The 18,652-nt window shown below is 44.1% G+C and carries 18 protein-coding genes; 11 read left to right on the forward strand and 7 right to left on the reverse strand.

Annotated elements, in window-relative coordinates; genetic code table 11:
• Positions 1 to 27: 27 nt before the first annotated feature.
• The 9 genes from ABMY45_RS17210 (at position 28) to rlmM (ending at position 8,205) form a co-directional block, all read left to right on the forward strand.
• Positions 28 to 1,569, forward strand: coding sequence for a response regulator (locus tag ABMY45_RS17210; protein ID WP_102056258.1), 1,542 nt, complete (start codon positions 28 to 30; stop codon positions 1,567 to 1,569).
• Between the two features lie 8 nt (positions 1,570 to 1,577).
• Positions 1,578 to 1,952: a SirB2 family protein gene (locus tag ABMY45_RS17215; RefSeq protein ID WP_029215915.1), complete on the forward strand. Its 375-nt coding sequence runs from the start codon at positions 1,578 to 1,580 to the stop codon at positions 1,950 to 1,952.
• Between the two features lie 149 nt (positions 1,953 to 2,101).
• A complete protein-coding gene (locus tag ABMY45_RS17220; protein ID WP_017217935.1) occupies positions 2,102 to 2,968 on the forward strand; it encodes a tetratricopeptide repeat protein in 867 nt (288 codons plus the stop codon).
• 35 nt (positions 2,969 to 3,003) lie between these two features.
• Positions 3,004 to 4,254: a DUF819 family protein gene (locus ABMY45_RS17225; protein ID WP_102056259.1), complete on the forward strand. Its 1,251-nt coding sequence runs from the start codon at positions 3,004 to 3,006 to the stop codon at positions 4,252 to 4,254.
• Between the two features lie 10 nt (positions 4,255 to 4,264).
• Positions 4,265 to 5,119 carry a 3-deoxy-8-phosphooctulonate synthase gene (kdsA, locus tag ABMY45_RS17230; protein ID WP_239422529.1) on the forward strand — a complete coding sequence of 285 codons (855 nt, stop codon included), beginning with the start codon at positions 4,265 to 4,267 and terminating at the stop codon, positions 5,117 to 5,119.
• A gap of 85 nt (positions 5,120 to 5,204) precedes the next feature.
• Positions 5,205 to 6,110 carry a transcriptional regulator GcvA gene (locus ABMY45_RS17235; protein ID WP_088531408.1) on the forward strand — a complete coding sequence of 302 codons (906 nt, stop codon included), beginning with the start codon at positions 5,205 to 5,207 and terminating at the stop codon, positions 6,108 to 6,110.
• Complete coding sequence (locus tag ABMY45_RS17240) at positions 6,107 to 6,745, forward strand: alpha/beta family hydrolase (protein ID WP_045989837.1); 639 nt, start codon at positions 6,107 to 6,109, stop codon at positions 6,743 to 6,745. Before ABMY45_RS17235 ends, ABMY45_RS17240 begins: the two co-directional genes overlap by 4 nt.
• Positions 6,738 to 7,106: a DUF423 domain-containing protein gene (locus ABMY45_RS17245; RefSeq protein ID WP_239422530.1), complete on the forward strand. Its 369-nt coding sequence runs from the start codon at positions 6,738 to 6,740 to the stop codon at positions 7,104 to 7,106. Before ABMY45_RS17240 ends, ABMY45_RS17245 begins: the two co-directional genes overlap by 8 nt.
• Before the next feature lie 13 nt (positions 7,107 to 7,119).
• Positions 7,120 to 8,205 carry a 23S rRNA (cytidine(2498)-2'-O)-methyltransferase RlmM gene (gene rlmM, locus ABMY45_RS17250; RefSeq protein WP_239422531.1) on the forward strand — a complete coding sequence of 362 codons (1,086 nt, stop codon included), beginning with the start codon at positions 7,120 to 7,122 and terminating at the stop codon, positions 8,203 to 8,205.
• A gap of 918 nt (positions 8,206 to 9,123) precedes the next feature.
• On the opposite strand, the gene pilB is transcribed toward rlmM, so the two are convergent.
• From pilB to nadC, 7 genes are all read right to left on the reverse strand, one after another.
• Positions 9,124 to 10,800 (reverse strand): type IV-A pilus assembly ATPase PilB, encoded by a 1,677-nt coding sequence (gene pilB / locus ABMY45_RS17255; protein ID WP_239422532.1) that lies wholly within the window; start codon positions 10,798 to 10,800, stop codon positions 9,124 to 9,126.
• Between the two features lie 109 nt (positions 10,801 to 10,909).
• Positions 10,910 to 11,539, reverse strand: coding sequence for a dephospho-CoA kinase (gene coaE / locus ABMY45_RS17260; RefSeq protein ID WP_239422533.1), 630 nt, complete (start codon positions 11,537 to 11,539; stop codon positions 10,910 to 10,912).
• Positions 11,540 to 11,548: 9 nt separating this feature from the next.
• Positions 11,549 to 12,427, reverse strand: coding sequence for an A24 family peptidase (locus ABMY45_RS17265; protein ID WP_239422534.1), 879 nt, complete (start codon positions 12,425 to 12,427; stop codon positions 11,549 to 11,551).
• 133 nt (positions 12,428 to 12,560) lie between these two features.
• Entirely contained in the window at positions 12,561 to 13,793 is a 1,233-nt protein-coding gene (locus ABMY45_RS17270; protein ID WP_239422535.1) for a type II secretion system F family protein, read from the reverse strand.
• A gap of 3 nt (positions 13,794 to 13,796) precedes the next feature.
• Positions 13,797 to 14,270 (reverse strand): prepilin-type N-terminal cleavage/methylation domain-containing protein, encoded by a 474-nt coding sequence (locus tag ABMY45_RS17275; protein WP_239422536.1) that lies wholly within the window; start codon positions 14,268 to 14,270, stop codon positions 13,797 to 13,799.
• Complete coding sequence (locus ABMY45_RS17280) at positions 14,257 to 14,679, reverse strand: prepilin-type N-terminal cleavage/methylation domain-containing protein (RefSeq protein ID WP_239422537.1); 423 nt, start codon at positions 14,677 to 14,679, stop codon at positions 14,257 to 14,259. The genes ABMY45_RS17275 and ABMY45_RS17280 overlap by 14 nt, the downstream gene beginning before the upstream one ends.
• A 668-nt stretch (positions 14,680 to 15,347) precedes the next feature.
• Complete coding sequence (gene nadC, locus ABMY45_RS17285) at positions 15,348 to 16,190, reverse strand: carboxylating nicotinate-nucleotide diphosphorylase (RefSeq protein WP_239422543.1); 843 nt, start codon at positions 16,188 to 16,190, stop codon at positions 15,348 to 15,350.
• A 1,027-nt stretch (positions 16,191 to 17,217) separates the two neighbouring features.
• Between nadC and ampD the strand changes: the two genes are divergently transcribed.
• Both ampD and ampE read left to right on the forward strand, forming a co-directional pair.
• Complete coding sequence (ampD, locus tag ABMY45_RS17290) at positions 17,218 to 17,760, forward strand: 1,6-anhydro-N-acetylmuramyl-L-alanine amidase AmpD (protein ID WP_102056267.1); 543 nt, start codon at positions 17,218 to 17,220, stop codon at positions 17,758 to 17,760.
• 6 nt (positions 17,761 to 17,766) lie between these two features.
• A complete protein-coding gene (gene ampE / locus ABMY45_RS17295) occupies positions 17,767 to 18,618 on the forward strand; it encodes a beta-lactamase regulator AmpE (RefSeq protein WP_095727228.1) in 852 nt (283 codons plus the stop codon).
• Positions 18,619 to 18,652 lie beyond the last annotated feature (34 nt).

Here is an 18,652-nt window from a genome sequence, read left to right on the forward strand (position 1 = left end):
GTTAGGCGCTTCAATAGGATCCGCAATATGGATGATTTTTTGTTTTCAGACGAACCCGCTGACGTAGTTGAACCTGAAAAAGTAGGCACTTGGAAGGTTATTATTGTCGATGATGAGCCCGAAGTGCATGCAGTGACAAAATTAGCACTGAGTGACTTTGAGTTTCAAAAAAAGCGTCTGGAATTTATTAGCGCTTATTCGGGTGAAGAAGCAAAGAAAATCGTCGATGCCAATCCCGATGCTGCGGTGGTATTGCTGGATGTTGTCATGGAAACCGACGATGCTGGCTTGCAGGTCGCAAAATACATTCGTGAAACCGCCAAAAACAATCATATCCGTATCATTTTAAGAACTGGTCAGCCGGGCCAAGCGCCTGAGCGCCAAGTTATCGTGAACTACGATATCAACGACTATAAGTCAAAAACAGAACTCACCGCGCAAAAGCTCTTTACTGTCGTCATGTCGAGTTTACGTTCATATCGTGACATTCTCGCCATCGATCAATCAAGACAAGGGCTTGAGAAAATCATTAAAGCCTCCCGTGATATTTTTGCTACTCATTCAATTGAGAGTTTTATTGAGGGGGTGTTACAGCAACTTACGTCGCTGATAGGTACGGTCGACCAAGCTATGTATGCAACGTCACTTGCAGCGGGTAAAGAAGCTGGCCAAACGAACGATCAGCTGGTTGTATTTGCAGGGCGTGGAGAGTTTGAAAGTAGTGAAGGTAAGCCGATTTCTGAAGTGCTTAGCAGCGATCAAATGGATGCCTGCTTAAAAGCACTACAAGATAAAGATATTGTATATAAAGACAATTATCTATTTGCCTATTGCTCCAGTGACTATAACCACGCCTCAATGCTATTTGTGTCTGGTATTCCTGAATTCTTAACCGAAACTCAGCGTCATTTAATCGATATTTTTGCCCAGAATATGCAATTGGCGTACGAAAATGTACAGCTACAAGCCGAGATTGAAGATACCCAGCAAGAACTGGTGATCCGTTTAAGTGAAGCGCTTGAGCTTCATTCCACCAATACCGGCAATCATGTTAAGCGCGTTGCATATCTTTGTCATACGCTTGCCAAAGAAATGGGTCTTTCTGATAAAGAAGCTGAGCTGGTGAAAATGGCGTCACCACTGCACGACGTGGGTAAAGTTGGTATTCCTGACGCGATTTTAAATAAGCCTAGCAAGCTGGATGACGAAGAGTGGAAAGTCATGCAAACCCATACAGACAAAGGCTTTGACTTGTTAAAAGACTCTCGCCGTGAGATTGTCAGTGCGGGCGCACTAATCGCTCGTGACCACCATGAAAAATGGGATGGCAGCGGTTATCCGAAAGGTAAAAAAGGCGATGAAATACACCTTTATGGTCGCATCGTAGCACTAGCTGATGTGTATGATGCGTTACGCCATAAACGTTGCTACAAAGAGGCATGGAGCCAAGAAGATGCACAAAAAGAGATTACTGCGCAAAAGGGAAAACACTTTGACCCCAAACTCGTGGATGTATTCAACCGTTGTATTAATGAGTTAGAATTGATCCTACAACGTTTCCCTGATTAGAGAATAATATGGATTACATGGCGTTAAAACATACGCACTTACTATTTGTGGTATTGAGCATAGTGCTTTTTTACACTCGCGCGTTTTCGCGTTTGGGTTCAGGTAAATTAGCAACAAACAAAGGCGTGTTTATTACCAGCCACAGCGTAGACACTTTGTTGTTAGTTACAGCGGTCATTTTGGCGGTAACGGCGGGGCTCAATCCTGCACAACAACCTTGGCTACTACAAAAAATCGTATTGGTGTTTGGTTATATCGCATTGGGCTTTGTAATTGCAAAAGCAAGTGTTAAAAAGACCAAATATTTGGCGCTAGGCGCTGCAACATTGGTACTAATGGCCATCGCGCACCTTGCCGTGAGCAAACAAGGCTTCTTTGCTTAACCATTTCAATTGGCGCTTGGTTTATCACCGAGCGCTTCAATATCTCCATAATAAGTAAACATTTTTACTATTTCAGCGAACGATAGATTGGTATTACTAAATTTCCCCCCTTGGGAATATGACAAAAAGTGGTAAACTAGTCGTTCTAAATGAAAGCAATTCAAGAGAAACCGAATTCTATGAAGAATGATATCTGGTTAGATGAGAATGACTTATCTCTCGATGACAATTCAGATGCATTTTCCTATCCGCCGTTGATCCGCTGTATCAAGGCTGAGCAAAGTTGGGATGCACAAGCTGACACCAATGAAACTTTGTGTCAGTTAGCAGAGCTTGAATTTGCCGTGGATGAAATTCGCCATAAGCATACAAACAATCATAAATGTTTGGATGAAATCTTAGACGCTTTTTATACCTTGTGGCTATTCAGTGGTAGCAGTCAAAAGGTGCCTGAATATAAGCTCAATAGCGTTTGTTACGCACTTTCTATGCGCAGTGGTACCAATACCGCACTGGGTCTTGTTTTAGTGCATCTGCTTGAACGAGCGAAATTAGAGGCCAGTCTTGCCCTAAGCCAAGGAGAGATTGTCGTACACGTCGCTTTTAGCGAAGAAGAAGGTTACGTCATTGAGCCAAGCTCAGGCCATCAGAGCTGGTACATAATTCCAGAAAACGAAAACAACCAAGACAAAGAGCAAGAAAAAGACCAAGAGCCGATGGAGCTTATTTTTAACGAAGAGTCGTTAAAGCTTTATTTGTCTCAGCAAAAGTGGGCGTTTATTGCGGCAGAAAAGTTTGGTCACGCGCTAAGTTGCGTCGAGCAATTGATGGATATCTTAGGCGATGATCCTTATGAACGTCGTGATAGAGGCTATCTACTCAACCAATTAAATTGTCCGAAGATGGCAAAAGACGACTTACAATTTTTTGTTGATGAATGTCCGGACGACCCAACCATTGAAGTGATCCAGCATCAGATCAAAGAGTTGGCCGATCATAATAATATTTTGCATTAAAAATAGTATATAAAAAATAATAACAGCGAGGATTTATGGAGCAAAGCGCTGCGCTCGTTACCAATAACGCGGTAATTATGGGCCTGTTGGCCGTTATTCTGGGGTTTGTTTTTTACACATCGAGTCAAAAAAGCGGAGTTTGGGCAAAGTTTTACAAGTACGTGCCAGCGCTGTTGATGTGTTATTTCTTACCATCTCTGTTAAATACCTTTGGTATCGTTGATGGCAACAATAACGATGTTTACACGGTAGCAAAGTATTATCTGTTACCCGCTTGTTTGGTGCTATTGACACTGAGTATTGACCTAAAATCGATAGCGGCTTTGGGTAAAAAGGCGATTATCATGTTCCTAACGGGAACGGTGGGTGTGGTGATTGGTGGCCCAATTGCGCTTTTACTTACTGCTACCTTTATGCCTGAGCTACTAGGTGTAACTGGCCCAGAAGCCGTATGGCGTGGTATGGCCGCGCTGGCAGGAAGCTGGATTGGTGGCGGTGCCAATATGGTGGCGATGAAAGAGATTTACGGCGCGGGCGGAGAAATCTTCACCATCATGGTAACGGTTGATATTGTTGTCGCAAACTTGTGGATGGCGTGCTTGCTCTATATGGCGGCGCGCAATAAAGAAATTGATGCGCGAACAGGGGCGGATACTTCTTCAATCAACCGCCTAATTGACAAAGTACAAGCATTTGAAGCTGAGCACGCAAGAAAGCCCGAACTTAAAGATTTGATGATCCTAGTTGGTTTTGCTTTTGGTGCAACGGGGTTTGCGCATTTTGCTGCAGACTTACTGGTGCCATTTTTTAGTAGTAATTACCCAGAGCTGAAGAAGTTTTCTCTTCATAGCAAACTATTTTGGATCATTGTTCTCGTTACGACCATAGGTCTGGCACTCTCGTTTACCAAAGCACGTCAATATGAAGCGGTTGGCGCGTCAAAAATTGGCTCAAGCTTTTTATATATTTTAGTAGCAACCATTGGTCTACACATGGATATCACCAAAATTGTTGAGGCGCCTAAATACGTCGTTATTGGTGTTATTTGGATGGCCGTACATGTTGGTTTGTTATTTATTGTTGCTAAATTAATTAAAGCACCTGTGTTTTATGTTGCCGTTGGCAGTAAAGCAAACATTGGTGGTGCGGCATCTGCGCCGGTGGTGGCCTCGGCATTCCACCCTGCGCTTGCTCCGGTCGGTGTGTTACTGGCGGTGCTTGGTTATGCCCTTGGTACTTATATGGCTTGGTTATGCGGACAATTGCTTCGTGTAATAGGCAGCTAAAGGATAAAAAATGAATACAGATATTATTAACGTTGCGGGACGAGAAGTCGCAAACGATAAGCCGTTTGTACTGTTCGGTGGAATGAATGTGCTTGAGTCTCGTGACTTAGCAATGCAAATCGCAGAGCATTACGTTGAGGTCACAAGTAAACTTGGGATCCCATACGTATTTAAAGCGTCATTTGATAAGGCTAATCGCTCGTCAATTAATTCTTACCGTGGCCCTGGCGTGGAAGAAGGCTTAAAGATTTTTGAAGAAATCAAAAAGACCTTTAATGTACCGGTTATCACCGATGTGCATGAGCCATTCCAAGCAAAACCCGTTGCGGAAGTTGCTGATGTGATCCAGTTACCTGCGTTTCTTGCCCGTCAAACTGACTTAGTTGTCGCTATGGCAGAAACTGGCGCGGTGATCAACGTGAAAAAACCACAGTTTTTAGCGCCACATGAAATGCGTCATATCATTAAGAAAATCAATGAAGCGGGTAATGACAAAGTTATCCTCTGTGAACGCGGCAGCAGCTTTGGTTATAACAACCTGATCGTGGACATGCTGGGCATGGATGACATGAAGCATATGGCTCCTGTTATTTTTGATGCGACACATGCGCTACAGCGTCCAGGTGGTCGTAGCGACTCTGCCGATGGCCGCCGTGCTCAGGCTGCTGAGCTTGCTCGGAGCGGTATGGCACTTGGGTTAGCTGGACTCTTTATTGAAGCGCATCCGAATCCAAATGAAGCTAAGTGTGATGGTCCTTGTGCATTGCCATTGGCTAAACTTGAAGGCTACCTACAGCAGATGAAAGCGGTAGATGAACTAGTTAAGAGTTTTGCGCCACTGGACACCAGCGCAGCTGATTTATAATCTATACCCAAGCGACCTCATTATTAGATGTTGTTTGGGGATTTTACTTGCCCGCGGTTAGCGGGTTTTTTATAGGCATGAATGAATGTCACGACGAGTTCCACCATTAAATGCATTAAAAGCCTTTGAGGCGGCGGCACGACACCTGAGCTTTACCAAAGCAGCAGAGGAGTTGTACGTCACTCAAGCTGCGGTTAGTCATCAAATTAAAATCTTAGAAGAACATCTAGGTTTAAAACTGTTTTTGCGAAAAAATCGCTCCTTACTGTTAACTGAGGAAGGGCAGGGCTATTACCTCGATATTAAAGATATTTTTTCACAATTAATCGATGCGACTGAAAAGCTCCTAGCACGAGGCGCAAAAGGGTCGCTAACGGTGAGTTTGACGCCAAGCTTTGCAATTCAATGGTTGGTACCAAGGCTGAGTAACTTTAATGAGTTGCACCCTGAAATCGACGTACGGATCAAAGCCCAAGATCACGACGACAACTCGTTAACGGATGACGTTGATGTCGCGATTTACTATGGCCGTGGTAATTGGAATGGGGTGCAAACCCATAAGCTACATACTGAGTATTTAGTGCCGTTATGTAGTCCATTTTTATTAACCGGCCCAAAACCGTTAAATCAGCCAAGCGACCTAGCGCAACATACTTTACTCCATGACACCACGCGTCGCGCTTGGAAGGCATGGATGAAAACCGCTGGGGTCAGAAATGTGGCGGTCAATACCGGGCCTATCTTCAGTCACTCTTCTATGGTGTTACAGGCAGCAATTCACGGCCAAGGTGTGGCGCTGGGAAATAGCGTACTGGCAAGACCGGATATAGATGCAGGGCGACTGGTTATTCCGTTTAGTCACCACCTCGAAAGTAAAAATGCCTATTATTTGGTATTTAGAGAGTCGCAGTCAGAGCTGGGTAAAATAGTTTCATTCAAAGAATGGATGCTCGGTATGGTAGAACACGAACAAGAGTTAAATAGTTTATGAGCGCAGTAAATATTGAATGGCACTATGCTGAAAACCCAGTTGCACAGTTTATTTTTGCCCATGGTGCAGGCGCAGGAAGCGATAGCGATTTTATGCAAGAAATGGCTAAATTGCTTGCTTCTAAGGGCGTTCAAGTTGGGCTCTTTGATTTTGAATATATGCAGCAAGCCAAACAAGAAGGGAAAAAACGCCCACCAGAGCGTGCCCCTAAGCTACTCGCGTATTTTCAACAAGTACTGGCCGCAGTAGAACCAAGTCTACCGCTCTTTATTGGTGGTAAGTCAATGGGCGGGCGTATGGCATCTATGCTGGCCTGTGAAACCACTGTAAAGGTGGAAGGAGTACTTGCGTTTGGCTACCCATTCCACCCGCCTGGTAAGCCGGAAAAGCTCAGAGTGGACCATTTTCCTGAGCTGAAATGCCCGCTGCTCATTTTACAAGGCGAACGTGATACCTTTGGCAACCGCACAGAGGTTGATGCCATGTGCTTTCCAGAGCAAGTCATGGTGAAATGGCTCAAAGATGGCGACCATTCACTCAAGCCACGTAAGGTGAGTGGTGTAAGCGAGTCAGAGAGCCGCGCGAATGCTGCCGTGATTGCGGCGAATTTTATTAAGGAGCGCTGTCATGGCTAAGCTCTACTTGATTATTGGCAGCGTGTTTTGTTTATTGTCTGTGGCTCTAGGCGCGTTTGCCGCTCACGGTCTCAAAGGACGTTTGAGCGACTATGCCATTGGTATTTTTAATACGGCGGCGCAATACCAAATGACTCATGGTCTTGCCATTATTGCCACCGCGTTTTTAATCAAATGGGGCCTCAAGGTGCAAGTTGCTGGTGGCTTTTTTATTACGGGTGTATTGCTATTTAGTGGTAGTCTGTACTTACTAGCCTTAACGGGCATAAAATGGCTAGGGCCAATCACCCCAATCGGTGGTACCTGTTTTTTAATTGCTTGGATTTTATTGATAGTTCAAGCTGCTAAATCTTCCTTTTAATCTAGAGAATCTAATGTCGAGTATCGTTATCTATTGTCGCGGTGGTTTTGAAAGTGACGCCGCAGCCGAAATTAATCATTATGCTGCAAAGCATGGAATTGCTGGCTACGTAAAAGCTAAGCCGAATACTGCTTTTGTAACATTTGAGTGCTTTTCGCCAAATGATGCTGAGACCTTAGCGAAGAAAATCGACTTTAAGAAACTGGTGTTTGCAAGGCAGTGGTTTGTTGGCACTTTACATACCCATATGCCGATTGAAGACAGAGTGAGCGTGATAAAAGCGGCTGTGGAAGGTTTTCCTTTGTGTGGTGAGCTGCGCGTTGAAACGCCAGATACTAACGAAGGAAAAGAGCTTTCTAAATTCTGCAAAAAGTTTTCAACCCCTTTGTCTAAGGCGCTCGAGAAGCAAAACAAGCTGACTCGTGAGCTAAAACCTGCCAAGCCTGTATTACATGTATTGTTCCTTGCCAATAACACCGCTTATGTTGGTTATTCGTTTAGTGATAACAATTCGCCATTCTTTATGGGGATCCCGCGTCTGAGAATGCCGTCCGACGCACCAAGTCGCTCGACGCTAAAATTAGACGAGGCATTTCACGTCTTTGTACCTAAAGATCAGCAAGAGACACGTGTGCGCGCGGGGATGCGAGCCGTTGATTTAGGTGCTTGTCCTGGCGGTTGGACATACCAACTCGTACGTCGAGGCATGTTCGTCGCCTCAATCGATAATGGCCCGATGAATGATGACCTGATGGAAACGGGGCAAGTGAAGCACTATCGTGAAGATGGATTCAAATATCGCCCAGAAAAACGCAATATTGATTGGCTGGTGTGTGATATGGTCGAAAAGCCAACGCGTGTTGCTGATTTGATGGTGGACTGGGTGGTGAATGCGTTTGCTCGAGAGCTGATCTTTAACTTAAAGCTACCGATGAAAAAACGGTTCGATAGCGTGTATGAATGTCTTACGCTTATCCATGAAGAGCTGCAAAAGTACAATGTGGATTATGAGATCCAAGCAAAGCACCTATATCATGACCGTGAGGAAGTCACGGTACATATTAATGTGCTTAAAGTACCGCAAAATTTGTATAGCTGATTTGTAGGAGCGATTTCACATCGCGATATTTTACATAAAGATCGCCGCATAAAGCGGCTCCCACACGGGGGTTAGCTTATTTGTAGGAGCGATTTTACATCGCGATCTTTTTCATAAAGCTCGCCGCGTAAAGCGCCTCCCACACCGATATTAGCTTAGTTGTAGGAGCGATTTCACATCGCGATATTTTTCATCAATCTCGCCGCGTAAAGCGGCTCCCACACCTATGTTACCTTATTTGTAGGAGCGATTTCACATCGCGATATTTTTCATCAGGCTCGCCACGTAAAGCGGTTCCCACACCGATGTCAGCTTATTTGTAGGAGCGATTTTACATCGCGATATTTTTCATCAAGCTCGCCGCGTAAAGCAGCTCCCACACGGGTGTTAGCTTAGTTGTAGGAGCGGTTTCACATCGCGAACTTTTTTATCAACCTCGCCGCATAAAGCGGCTCCCACACGGGTATTTGCTTATTTGTGGGTGCGATTTTACATCGCGAACTTTTTTATCAATCTCGCCGCACAAAGCGGCTCCCACATCAATGTTATCTTATTGGTGAGAACGATTTTACATCGCGATATTTTTATCAATCTCGCCGCGTAAAGCGGCTCCCACACGGGTGTTAGCTTAGTTGTAGGAGCGATTTCACATCGCGAGCTTTTTCATCAGGCTCGCCGCGTAAAGCGGCTCCCACACGGGTATTATCTTATTTGTAGGAGCGATTTCACATCGCGATATTTTTCATCAAGCTCGCCGCATAAAGCGGCTCCCACACAGATGTTGCCTTATTTGTAGGAGCGATTTTACATCGCGAACTTTTTTATCAAGCTCGCCGCGTAAAGCGGCTCCCACACGGATGTTATCTTATTTGTAGGAGCGATTTTACATCGCGATCTTTTTGTCTTAATCAATCAGTCTTAATAACTCGTTACGCGGTTGATTTCTGTAAGCGATGTCACCCCTGCGGCGGCTTTTTTCAGGCCAGATTTACGTAAGTTATCAAAACCTAACTGCTCTGCTTTTTCGGCAATCTCAAGAGAATTGCCCCCTTCCATGATCAGGTGCGAAAGCTCTGGCGTGATTTTTACCACCTCATAAATACCCACACGGCCTTTGTAACCGTCGGTACAGTTTTCACAGCCTTTAGGCGCGAAAAGGGTAATCTCTTTAATTTGCTCGGCAGTAAAGCCTTGCCCTAACAAGGCTTCTTCCGGCAGCGTTTCAGGTGTTTTACACTTAGGGCAAAGGCGTCTTGCGAGACGCTGAGCAATAATCAAACTCACCGAGCTTGCTACGTTGTATGCCGGCACGCCCATGTTTAATAGACGGGTGAGCGTTTCAGGCGCAGAATTGGTGTGCAGCGTACTCAATACTAAGTGACCGGTTTGGGCGGCTTTTATCGAGATCTCAGCGGTTTCAAGGTCACGGATCTCACCAACCATCACCACATCCGGATCCTGACGCAAAAATGCTCTCAAGGCATTGGCGAAAGTCATATCCGCTTTGGTATTGATTTGTACTTGGTTAATACCCTCAAGGTTTATTTCGACAGGGTCTTCTGCTGTGCTGATATTTCGCTCTGGCTGATTAAGAATATTCAGGCCAGTGTAAAGTGACACGGTTTTACCAGAACCCGTTGGGCCGGTTACCAAAATCATGCCCTGAGGCTGCTCTAGTGCGTCGAGGTAGAGCTTTTTCTGTTCCGGTTCATAACCTAGCACATCGATACCGAGCATGGCGCTGGATGAGTCTAGAATACGCATTACGATTTTCTCGCCCCACATGGTAGGCAGTGTACTCACACGAAAATCGATACTTTTGCGCTCGGAGATCTTTAATTTAATGCGGCCATCTTGCGGTTTGCGTTTTTCTGCTATGTCTAAGTGTGCCATCACTTTGATACGGGCGGCGAGGCGAGTCGCTAGTGTGTTTGGTGGACTTGCCATCTCATGCAGCAGGCCATCGATACGAAAACGCACGCGGTATTTTTTTTCGTAGGGCTCAAAGTGCAGATCCGACGCGCCTTTTTTTATCGCGTCCATTAAGATTTTATTGATATAAACGATGATTGGCGCATCGTCTTTATCTTCGTTGGTGTTTTGCTGTTTAGGCTCGTCATCAACTTCTAAGTCGGCAAATTCTTTAAATTCTTCTTCAGAGATCGAGAGACCGCCCGTTGCATCAAACAGCTGCTCAATCTTTGCTTCGAGCTTTTTGTAGTCGGCGACTAAGACTTCACACTGTAATCCAGTACTAAACTCAAAGTTCTCAAATGCGCCAAAATCAGTAGGGTCGGAGGCCGCTACATAGAGTTTTCTACCTTTTTGTACCAGCGGTAAAATATGGTGCTTACGGATCAGTTTTTCTTTGACTAGCGCCGGTGGAATTTCACTAACGTTAAAGTGATCAAGATTAAAAAAGGGCACTTTGAATAAGTCTAGGCATTCTTCAGCTAGCTCTTTGGAGCTCATTCCTGAACTTAGGCAAATCAACTCGGCGGTGGTGTTTGCTTCTGACTGGCGAGACTTTATTTGCTCAGCAGTAACTCGCCCTAAGGTAATAAATTTACGCAGTAGCGGGGAATGATGTTCCATAGTACCTCTTTGCCTTCACATTGAATGCATATTCAATATTTATCATTAAGTTGGAAAAATGCCAAGTTATCACTGTGAGTGTAGATTAAGTTTTACAGCCAAGTCTAGCCTAATTATTTAGTCTTACTTTCACTTTTGCTAGATTGATAAACTCATTGTGTAATCTATCTGTCTCTTGCAGGCTTTCAAGTAGCGGTCGGTCGTTGTCTAGTATGTAGTCCGCTTTTGCTTGTTTATCTGAGCGCGGTAACTGCGACTCGATAATACGGTTTACTTGCGCTGCATCTACCGCATCACGGCTGATTGTTCTCGCGATTTGCGTATCAACCGCGACATCAACAAGCAAAGTAGCATCGCAGTAGCGCTCTAAGCCATTTTCGAACAGCAGGGGCGCCGCTAAAACCACGTAATCGCTTTGCGCTGCGTTTAACTGCGTGAGTATTTCATTACGGATAAGTGGGTGAAGTAGCTCATTAAGCCACTGTTTTTTGTCGGCATCAGCAAAAATAATGGCTCTTAACTTGGCCCTGTCTAAGTTGCCGTCAGGCTGTAAAATGGCACTGCCAAACTCATCAGCAATTGCTTGTAGCCCTGTACTGCCTAGCGCGACTACTTCTCGTGCGACGATATCGGCGTCAACAATCTCTATCCCTTTTTGCTGCAAGTGGTTAGTGATGGCCGTTTTACCCGCACCAATACCGCCCGTCACCCCTAAAATCCAATTATTCATTTTTAGCATTGTCTTACTTTACATTATTAAGTTTACGTACCACAGCTGCAGCTGCTCGCCGTACATTAAGGTGATCCAGCCTGCGATGGCTAAGTAAGGGCCAAATGGGATTGGGGTGGCTTTATCTCTGCCTTGAACACTTAATTGGATGCTACCAATAATTGCCCCGACCAGGCTTGAAAGTAGCACTATGGTTAGAATTGCTTGCCAGCCCATCAATGCCCCAAAGATGGCTAGCAGTTTAAAGTCGCCATAGCCCATGCCTTCTTTACCTGTGAGTAATTTAAAGAGCCAATACACGCTCCATAAACTCAAATAACCAACCGCTGCACCGATAATGGCACTATTAGGTTCGATGCCAACACCAAAACAACTGGCAACCAGTACTAACCATAAGGTTGGTAGCGTTAACTGATCTGGCAGCAACATTTCGTCGATATCGATAACCGTAAGTGCGACTAACACCCAAGTAATCAAAATGTACAGAGTGGCTTCTAAAGTGGCACCAAAATGCCACGCAACCCATATGGAGAGTAGGGCGGTTGTTAGCTCTATCAAAGGATAGCGTACAGAGATTGACGCGTCGCAGTGGTTGCATTTGCCTTTTAATAATAGCCAGCTGATCAGTGGAATGTTTTGCCACGCTTTAATCGGCGTTTTGCAGCTGGGGCAATGAGAATTTGGTTTAATTAAATTAAATACGGGTGCTTCAGTGGTTTGTTTAGGTAGCTCATCGGCAAGCAACACGCGACATTCTGATTGCCAGCTCTGCTTCATCATTTTAGGTAAGCGAAGAATTACCACATTGAGGAAGCTGCCGATGCAAAGGCTAACGAGTCCTACGGTGAGTAACCAATACCATAACTGGGTTTGCATCAAGTTGATAATATCTTGCATAAGTTGGGCGCTTGCTTATATTTTTTGTTTAAATTACCGAGGCATGCTCGGTATAGGTTTTTGCAGTTTACCACACAGCACTATTGAGAGGCACAGCACTGTACCTCTAAATAGTGTAATTTTGTGAACAAAATTAAATAACTGAACCTAGTTGGAATATCGGTAAGTACATGGCAATAATAAGGCCACCGATCAGTACGCCGAGTACCACCATAATGAGTGGTTCTAATAGGCTAGATAGGCCATCCACCGCATCATCGACTTCTTGTTCGTAGATGTTAGCAACCTTTGCTAACATACCATCTAAAGAGCCTGATTCTTCACCAATAGACACCATTTGCACCACCATATCTGGGAAGACTTTGGTGTTATGCATTGCCCAGTGCATTTGGTTACCCGAGTTAACCTCTGCTTTTATTTCTTTAATTGCGTTTTTGTAGATAATATTGCCTGACGCACCTGCGGCAGAATCGAGCGCATCGCCAAGGGGAACACCCGCTGCAAAGGTAGTCGAAAGCGTACGAGCATAACGCGCTACGGCTGCCTTTTTAAGGATCTCGCCAATCACCGGGATACGTAACATCATACGGTCATTAAAATGCTTTACCGCAGGGCTGCGAATAAGCATTTCTTTATAGGTGTAACTAAAAAGGCCAATACCAAGTACAAATACCCACCAATATTCCTGCATAAATTCGGAAATCGCGATAACCATTAGCGTAAAAGCTGGGAGTTCGGCGCCAAAACCGTTAAATATATCCTGAAACTGAGGTACAACGAAAATAAGCAAAATACCAGTAACAATTAGGGCTACAGCAATAACAGCGACTGGATAAAATAATGCTTTTTTAATTTTGGACTTTAGTGCTTCTGATTTTTCTTTATATAGAGCTACTCGATCAAAAATAGTATCTAGTGCTCCCGATTGTTCGCCTGAGTGGACAAGATCGCAATAAAGTTCATCGAAATATCTTGGATGAGCACGCAGTGATCTAGCAAGAGGTTGTCCTGCTTTAACTTCATCGCAAATGTGGCCAATTAACTTTGATAGGCTTTTATTTTTTATTCCTTTTGAGAGCATTTCTAAGGTCTGTACCAAAGAAACACCAGCCATCAACATGGTGGCAATTTGTCTGGTGGTAGTCGCAATATCTGCGGCGGTTATTTTCTTTGCGCCACCAAAACCAAATAAGGGTTTGGGTTTTCGCTTTACTTTTGACGGAATAACGCCTTGCTTGCGAAGTTGAGCTTTCACCAAAGCGACACTCTGACCTGTCATTTCACCTTGAAGCTTTTTTCCTCGATTATTGACACCGGACCATATAAAAGTGTCTAAGTTATTAGCATTATTCTTATCTGATTTCATGGCTTAGCAGGTGCCTTCTGCGATGCAAGTACTAGATGAATTAAGAGACCAAATGATAGTGTTATTGCTTTCAGAGCCTTCAAGAATATAGTTATCGTTGTCTCCATTCGATGCGCTTGGGTTTGCTACCCCTGTTATTTTAATCGTTTTGTCAAAGCTCAATTGAACAGACTTAACATGTGTCGGAGTATTAATCGATTCAGGTGAAATGCCAAGTTTAATGAGGGTATTACAGTTTTCTAGTTGATAGCCACCCCTAGTGATAAAGCAAGTTTCTACGCCTTTTTTAATGGCTTCTACTGCAAGGATAACTTCCACGAATCTAGCTTTCTTAAACTTGTTATCATATTGTGGGATAGCGATACTCGCCAAGAGAGCAATAATTGCTATTGTGATCATAACTTCCAGCAACGAATAACCAAGGCTATTAGAATAGCCTTGGTATTTATTACTATTTGCTTTGTTAGCAAAGTCCATCAGCTATACAGTCGCCTGTTTGAGCCCATGTTAATGAACCATTTGAAACAGTTGGAGTTAAGATAAAGGTGCTATCGTCAACACTATTTTGGCCTGTTGCAGTAATTTGAGCTGGAGGATCATCAGCAATTACTACTGATAATACATGGGAGCCTGCAGCAGCACCATCAGCATCCAGGCCGATTTCGGCAGCAGTATCACAATTAGCTAAAACACCAGCGCCACGAGTTTGGAAGCAAATATCAACGAGCTGTTTTACCGATTCAGCCGCCAACACTACTTCTGTAAAACGAGCCTTCTTGGTGTAGTTTTGATAAGCAGGCAGAGCTACTGCTGCAAGGATACCGATGATCGCGATAACAATCATTAGTTCGATTAGGGTAAAACCACCCTGTTGTTTTTGAGTCATGATGTGTCTCCTAAATTTTAAGTGACTTAACCGTACAATGTTTAAGTTAAGCGTTTATTAAAACCTTTGCAATAATTACCAATCCATCGAATCAACAAACTGGTGTGCTCAAATTGACTTAACGGCGACCAAGAAGATGCAACAAGTTCATCATTCAAAAATCTTAAAAGCTAAACCCGTTAAGTTTGTGACCGTTCCCTAATCAACTAGAAGTGTAGCACCGATTTAGTTTCAGCGATCACAATTAACATTTACTTTAATAGTAAACGCTGAGCTCAGCAATTGAATTTTAATAATAAATTATTGATTCTCTTGCGGTAGCTCAAGCTTTCCTAATATCGGTTCAAAAAACGAACGGAATTAATCGTTACTGAACATTAAGATCTTGTTACACTCTAGTTCTTTTGTCGTATTTAACGGGTTTTAAGTAGGTTTGTCAACGAAATAGAAAACTTTCTCTATTACGTGGGATTACGGGAAAGTACAGAACACTCCGTTTATGGTAGCGATTTTGTTATTCAATAAGACTAGCTACAGAAAATTGAACTATTACTGGCAGTGTCGCATTGATAGCTTGAATGCCACATTAAGTAAGAAAGAAAAACAAAAGGGCTCAATCAAGGCCCTTTTTGCATGTATAAAAGAGAGGAGGTTGTTAAAGCTTTACATTATTCAAAGCGCATCGACAGGTCGATGCTTTGTAGATGCTTGGTCAGTGCGCCGCTTGAAATAAAATCAACACCAGCTTGTGCGTAAGTCGTCAAAATTTCAATGGTCATATTACCAGAGACTTCTAGCTTAGCTTTACCTTGCGTGATTTCAACCGCTTGTTGAATTTCACTTACGCTGAAGTTGTCCAGCATAATAATATCGCTGCCAGCATCTAAGGCTTGTTGTAATTCGCCTAGGTTTTCTACTTCAACTTCTACCGGCTTGTCTGGGTGGTTATTACGCGCAGTCGCAACGGCTTTGGCGATACTGCCACAGGCGGCAATGTGGTTTTCTTTAATAAGATACGCGTCGAAGAGGCCAATTCTATGATTTTTACCACCGCCACATTTAACGGCGTATTTTTGTAGTGCTCTTAATCCAGGGATGGTTTTACGTGTATCTAGCAGTTTAGTTTGCGTACCACTTAAAACCTCAACATATTTTGCTGTGGTGGTTGCCGTGCCCGATAGCGTTTGTACAAAATTAAGCGCCGTGCGCTCTGCGGTCAGAATCGCTCTGGCTGAGCCGCTTGCGGTAAACAAGCGAGTGTTGGCGGCAACAAAGTCGCCGTCGTTCACAAGTACGTTGACGCTAACACTTGGGTCGACCTGCTGAAAAACTTCTTCGATTAACGCCTTGCCAACGAATACACAATCTTCCCTTGTGATCACATAGGCATTTGCGTGCTGCGTCTCTGGGATAAGGGCTGCGGTAATATCACCTTCGTTTGGTGTTTGATAATTAAGGTCTTCGTCTAGCGCCTGCTTTACCATTTGGCTGATAAGGTTTTGGTCAATCATAGGTTGTCTTTTCATTTTTTCTGCAATGGCCGAATTTTACGCGCGTTTGCCTAGGAGTACAATTGATGGAGAAAAATTCACGATATTTGGCGGGGTGGCTTTTATTTCGCGGGGTAAACCCGCTGCTACGGTTAGGTGTTGTTTGCTGTGATTTGATGTTGAGCCCTTGTGTGTTTTGTAGCAGCGACTTTATGTCGCGATAGAATATTTGAAATACAAAGCCGTGTTTGTAGAGAATGAGTTGACTGCCAAAATGGAGGTCGCGGGGTAAACCCGCTGCTACGGTTATGTGTTGCTTGCTGCGACTTCCGTCGAAACCAATGTGTATTTTCGTAGCAGCGACTTTATGTCGCGACAGCGTGTTTGAAATACAAAGCTTTGTTTGTAGAGAATGAGTTGACTGCCAAAACGGAGGTCGCGGGGTAAACCCGCTGCTACGATTATGCATTGCTTGCTGTGACTTTATGTCGAAACCAATGTGTATTTTTGTAGCAGCGACTTTATGTCGCGACGGAGTATTTGAAATACAAAGTCTTGTTTGTAGGGGATGAGTTGGCGGTTAAAACGGAGGTCGCGGGGTAAACCCGCTGCTACGTGTACATATTGTTTGCTGTGACTTCCGTCGAAACCAATGTGTATTTTTGTAGCAGCGACTTTATGTCGCGATAGAATATTTGAAATACAAAGCTTTGTTTGTAGAGAGTGAGTTGACGGCTAAAACGAAGGTCGCGGGGTAAACACGCTGCTACGTGTATGTGTTGCTTGCAACTGTGATTTGATGTTGAACCCTTGTGTGTTTTGTAGCAGCGACTTTATGTCGCGACAGAGTATTTGAAATGCAAAGCCGTGTTTGTGAAGAATGAGTTGACGGGTAAAACGGAGGTCGCGGGGTAAACCCGCTGCTACGGTTATGTGTTGTTTGTTGTGATTTGATGTCGCGACACTATTGTTATACTAAACCCATCCCTACCTTTTGTCTTATTTTGTCTTTATAATCGAATGCAAACCAAGGCTTGGAACTAATACTTTGAATTGGCTACCTTTTGCTAAACACAAGCAATCCCCGCATTACGATGAAAGACCACAAGCGTGTGAGATAGATTTACTGGTGATCCACAATATCTCGCTGCCTGCAGGGTGCTTTGGCACGCCGTACGTGGAAGACTTATTTATGGGCACGCTGGACTGCGGCGCACATCCAACTTTTTCTGACTTAGAGGGAGTAAGGGTGTCGGCGCACTGCGTTATACGTCGTGACGGTAGCATCACCCAATACGTTCCCTTCATTGAACGGGCTTGGCATGCTGGAGTGTCGCAGTGGCAAGGTCGAACGCGTTGTAATGACTTTGCAATTGGTATTGAAATGGAGGGCACAGACACCACGCCATATACCGAAGCACAATATGCGAGTTTAGTAAAAACAACGCGTTGGCTGCAGCAGCACTATCCAAAGCTGACGAATGATCGTATTGTAGGGCACAATGATATTGCTCCTGGAAGAAAGACAGATCCGGGGGCTGCATTTGATTGGCAGCATTATTTTACCTTGTTAAATAACCAAGAGAGCTAGGCAAGCATGATCTTAATTTCTATCATCATCGCGCTTATTATTGAACGACTTGGCGCGCGGGCGAATTACTGGCAAGTCGATTATTACCTGCAAAGTTACTATGCGAAAACCAAATCTTGGACCCAGCCAAATGCCATGTTGGGCTCGCATTTCGGTGTGATGCTTTGGTTAGTTATTCCTGCATTGGTCGTTGCTTTTATTTACAGTCTAAGTGACTTTGTATTTTGGCAGTTTGCAATCAATATCTGTGTGCTCTTAGTCTGTTTTGGTTGTGCAAAATATCGCAAGCTTTATAAAGGCTATTTAAATGCGCTGACCAGAGGTGATAACGAAGCGGCTACGCTTTATGCGTTACAAATGGGGCAAGACAAATTAGAAGATGAGCCGGGCGGCGAGACGTTTGGTCAGACGCTTTCGTGGATCAACTTTCAACATTACTGCGGAGTTATTTTTTGGTTTGTGGCGTTGGGCGCACCGGGTGCTGTGCTATATGCGATGGTAAGGCAAATTGTGCATTGGCATCATGAGCAAGAAAACCCGCCGCTACAGCATGTGTTTGAGCAGTTTTGCCGGTTATTTTATTGGCTAAATTGGCTTCCGGCACGGATCGCAAGCTTTGGTTTTTTGATCATTGGTAACTTTAGTAAAGGTACATCAAGTTGGTTGAAGTATGTGCTAGATTTTAAAACCACAAATCGTCAAATCGTCACAAGCACTGCACTTGCGGCTGAGCAAATTGAACAGCAGTTTTTAGGTTGTACCTTTGAAGCAAGCTGTATGATGCGCCTCGTGAAGCGCAATATTTTGTTTTATCTCGTGATTATTGCTGTATTAACCTTATTTGGTTGGGTGGAGTAGCCCTAGCTGCAAATCACACCTACCTTTATAACAA

Origin of the sequence: Pseudoalteromonas sp. XMcav11-Q, from assembly GCF_040104525.1 — a bacterium.
Classification (GTDB): Bacteria; Pseudomonadota; Gammaproteobacteria; order Enterobacterales; family Alteromonadaceae; genus Pseudoalteromonas.

Bases quoted from the DNA above. Each gene is read 5' to 3' on its own strand.
- ABMY45_RS17210 (WP_102056258.1), top strand. From the start codon at position 28: ATGGATGATTTTTTGTTTTCAGACGAACCCGCTGACGTAGTTGAACCT.
- ABMY45_RS17215 (WP_029215915.1), top strand. From the start codon at position 1,578: ATGGATTACATGGCGTTAAAACATACGCACTTACTATTTGTGGTATTG.
- ABMY45_RS17220 (WP_017217935.1), top strand. From the start codon at position 2,102: ATGAAAGCAATTCAAGAGAAACCGAATTCTATGAAGAATGATATCTGG.
- ABMY45_RS17225 (WP_102056259.1), top strand. From the start codon at position 3,004: ATGGAGCAAAGCGCTGCGCTCGTTACCAATAACGCGGTAATTATGGGC.
- kdsA (WP_239422529.1), top strand. From the start codon at position 4,265: ATGAATACAGATATTATTAACGTTGCGGGACGAGAAGTCGCAAACGAT.
- ABMY45_RS17235 (WP_088531408.1), top strand. From the start codon at position 5,205: ATGTCACGACGAGTTCCACCATTAAATGCATTAAAAGCCTTTGAGGCG.
- ABMY45_RS17240 (WP_045989837.1), top strand. From the start codon at position 6,107: ATGAGCGCAGTAAATATTGAATGGCACTATGCTGAAAACCCAGTTGCA.
- ABMY45_RS17245 (WP_239422530.1), top strand. From the start codon at position 6,738: ATGGCTAAGCTCTACTTGATTATTGGCAGCGTGTTTTGTTTATTGTCT.
- rlmM (WP_239422531.1), top strand. From the start codon at position 7,120: ATGTCGAGTATCGTTATCTATTGTCGCGGTGGTTTTGAAAGTGACGCC.
- pilB (WP_239422532.1), bottom strand. From the start codon at position 10,800: ATGGAACATCATTCCCCGCTACTGCGTAAATTTATTACCTTAGGGCGA.
- coaE (WP_239422533.1), bottom strand. From the start codon at position 11,539: ATGCTAAAAATGAATAATTGGATTTTAGGGGTGACGGGCGGTATTGGT.
- ABMY45_RS17265 (WP_239422534.1), bottom strand. From the start codon at position 12,427: ATGCAAGATATTATCAACTTGATGCAAACCCAGTTATGGTATTGGTTA.
- ABMY45_RS17270 (WP_239422535.1), bottom strand. From the start codon at position 13,793: ATGAAATCAGATAAGAATAATGCTAATAACTTAGACACTTTTATATGG.
- ABMY45_RS17275 (WP_239422536.1), bottom strand. From the start codon at position 14,270: ATGGACTTTGCTAACAAAGCAAATAGTAATAAATACCAAGGCTATTCT.
- ABMY45_RS17280 (WP_239422537.1), bottom strand. From the start codon at position 14,679: ATGACTCAAAAACAACAGGGTGGTTTTACCCTAATCGAACTAATGATT.
- nadC (WP_239422543.1), bottom strand. From the start codon at position 16,190: ATGATTGACCAAAACCTTATCAGCCAAATGGTAAAGCAGGCGCTAGAC.
- ampE (WP_095727228.1), top strand. From the start codon at position 17,767: ATGATCTTAATTTCTATCATCATCGCGCTTATTATTGAACGACTTGGC.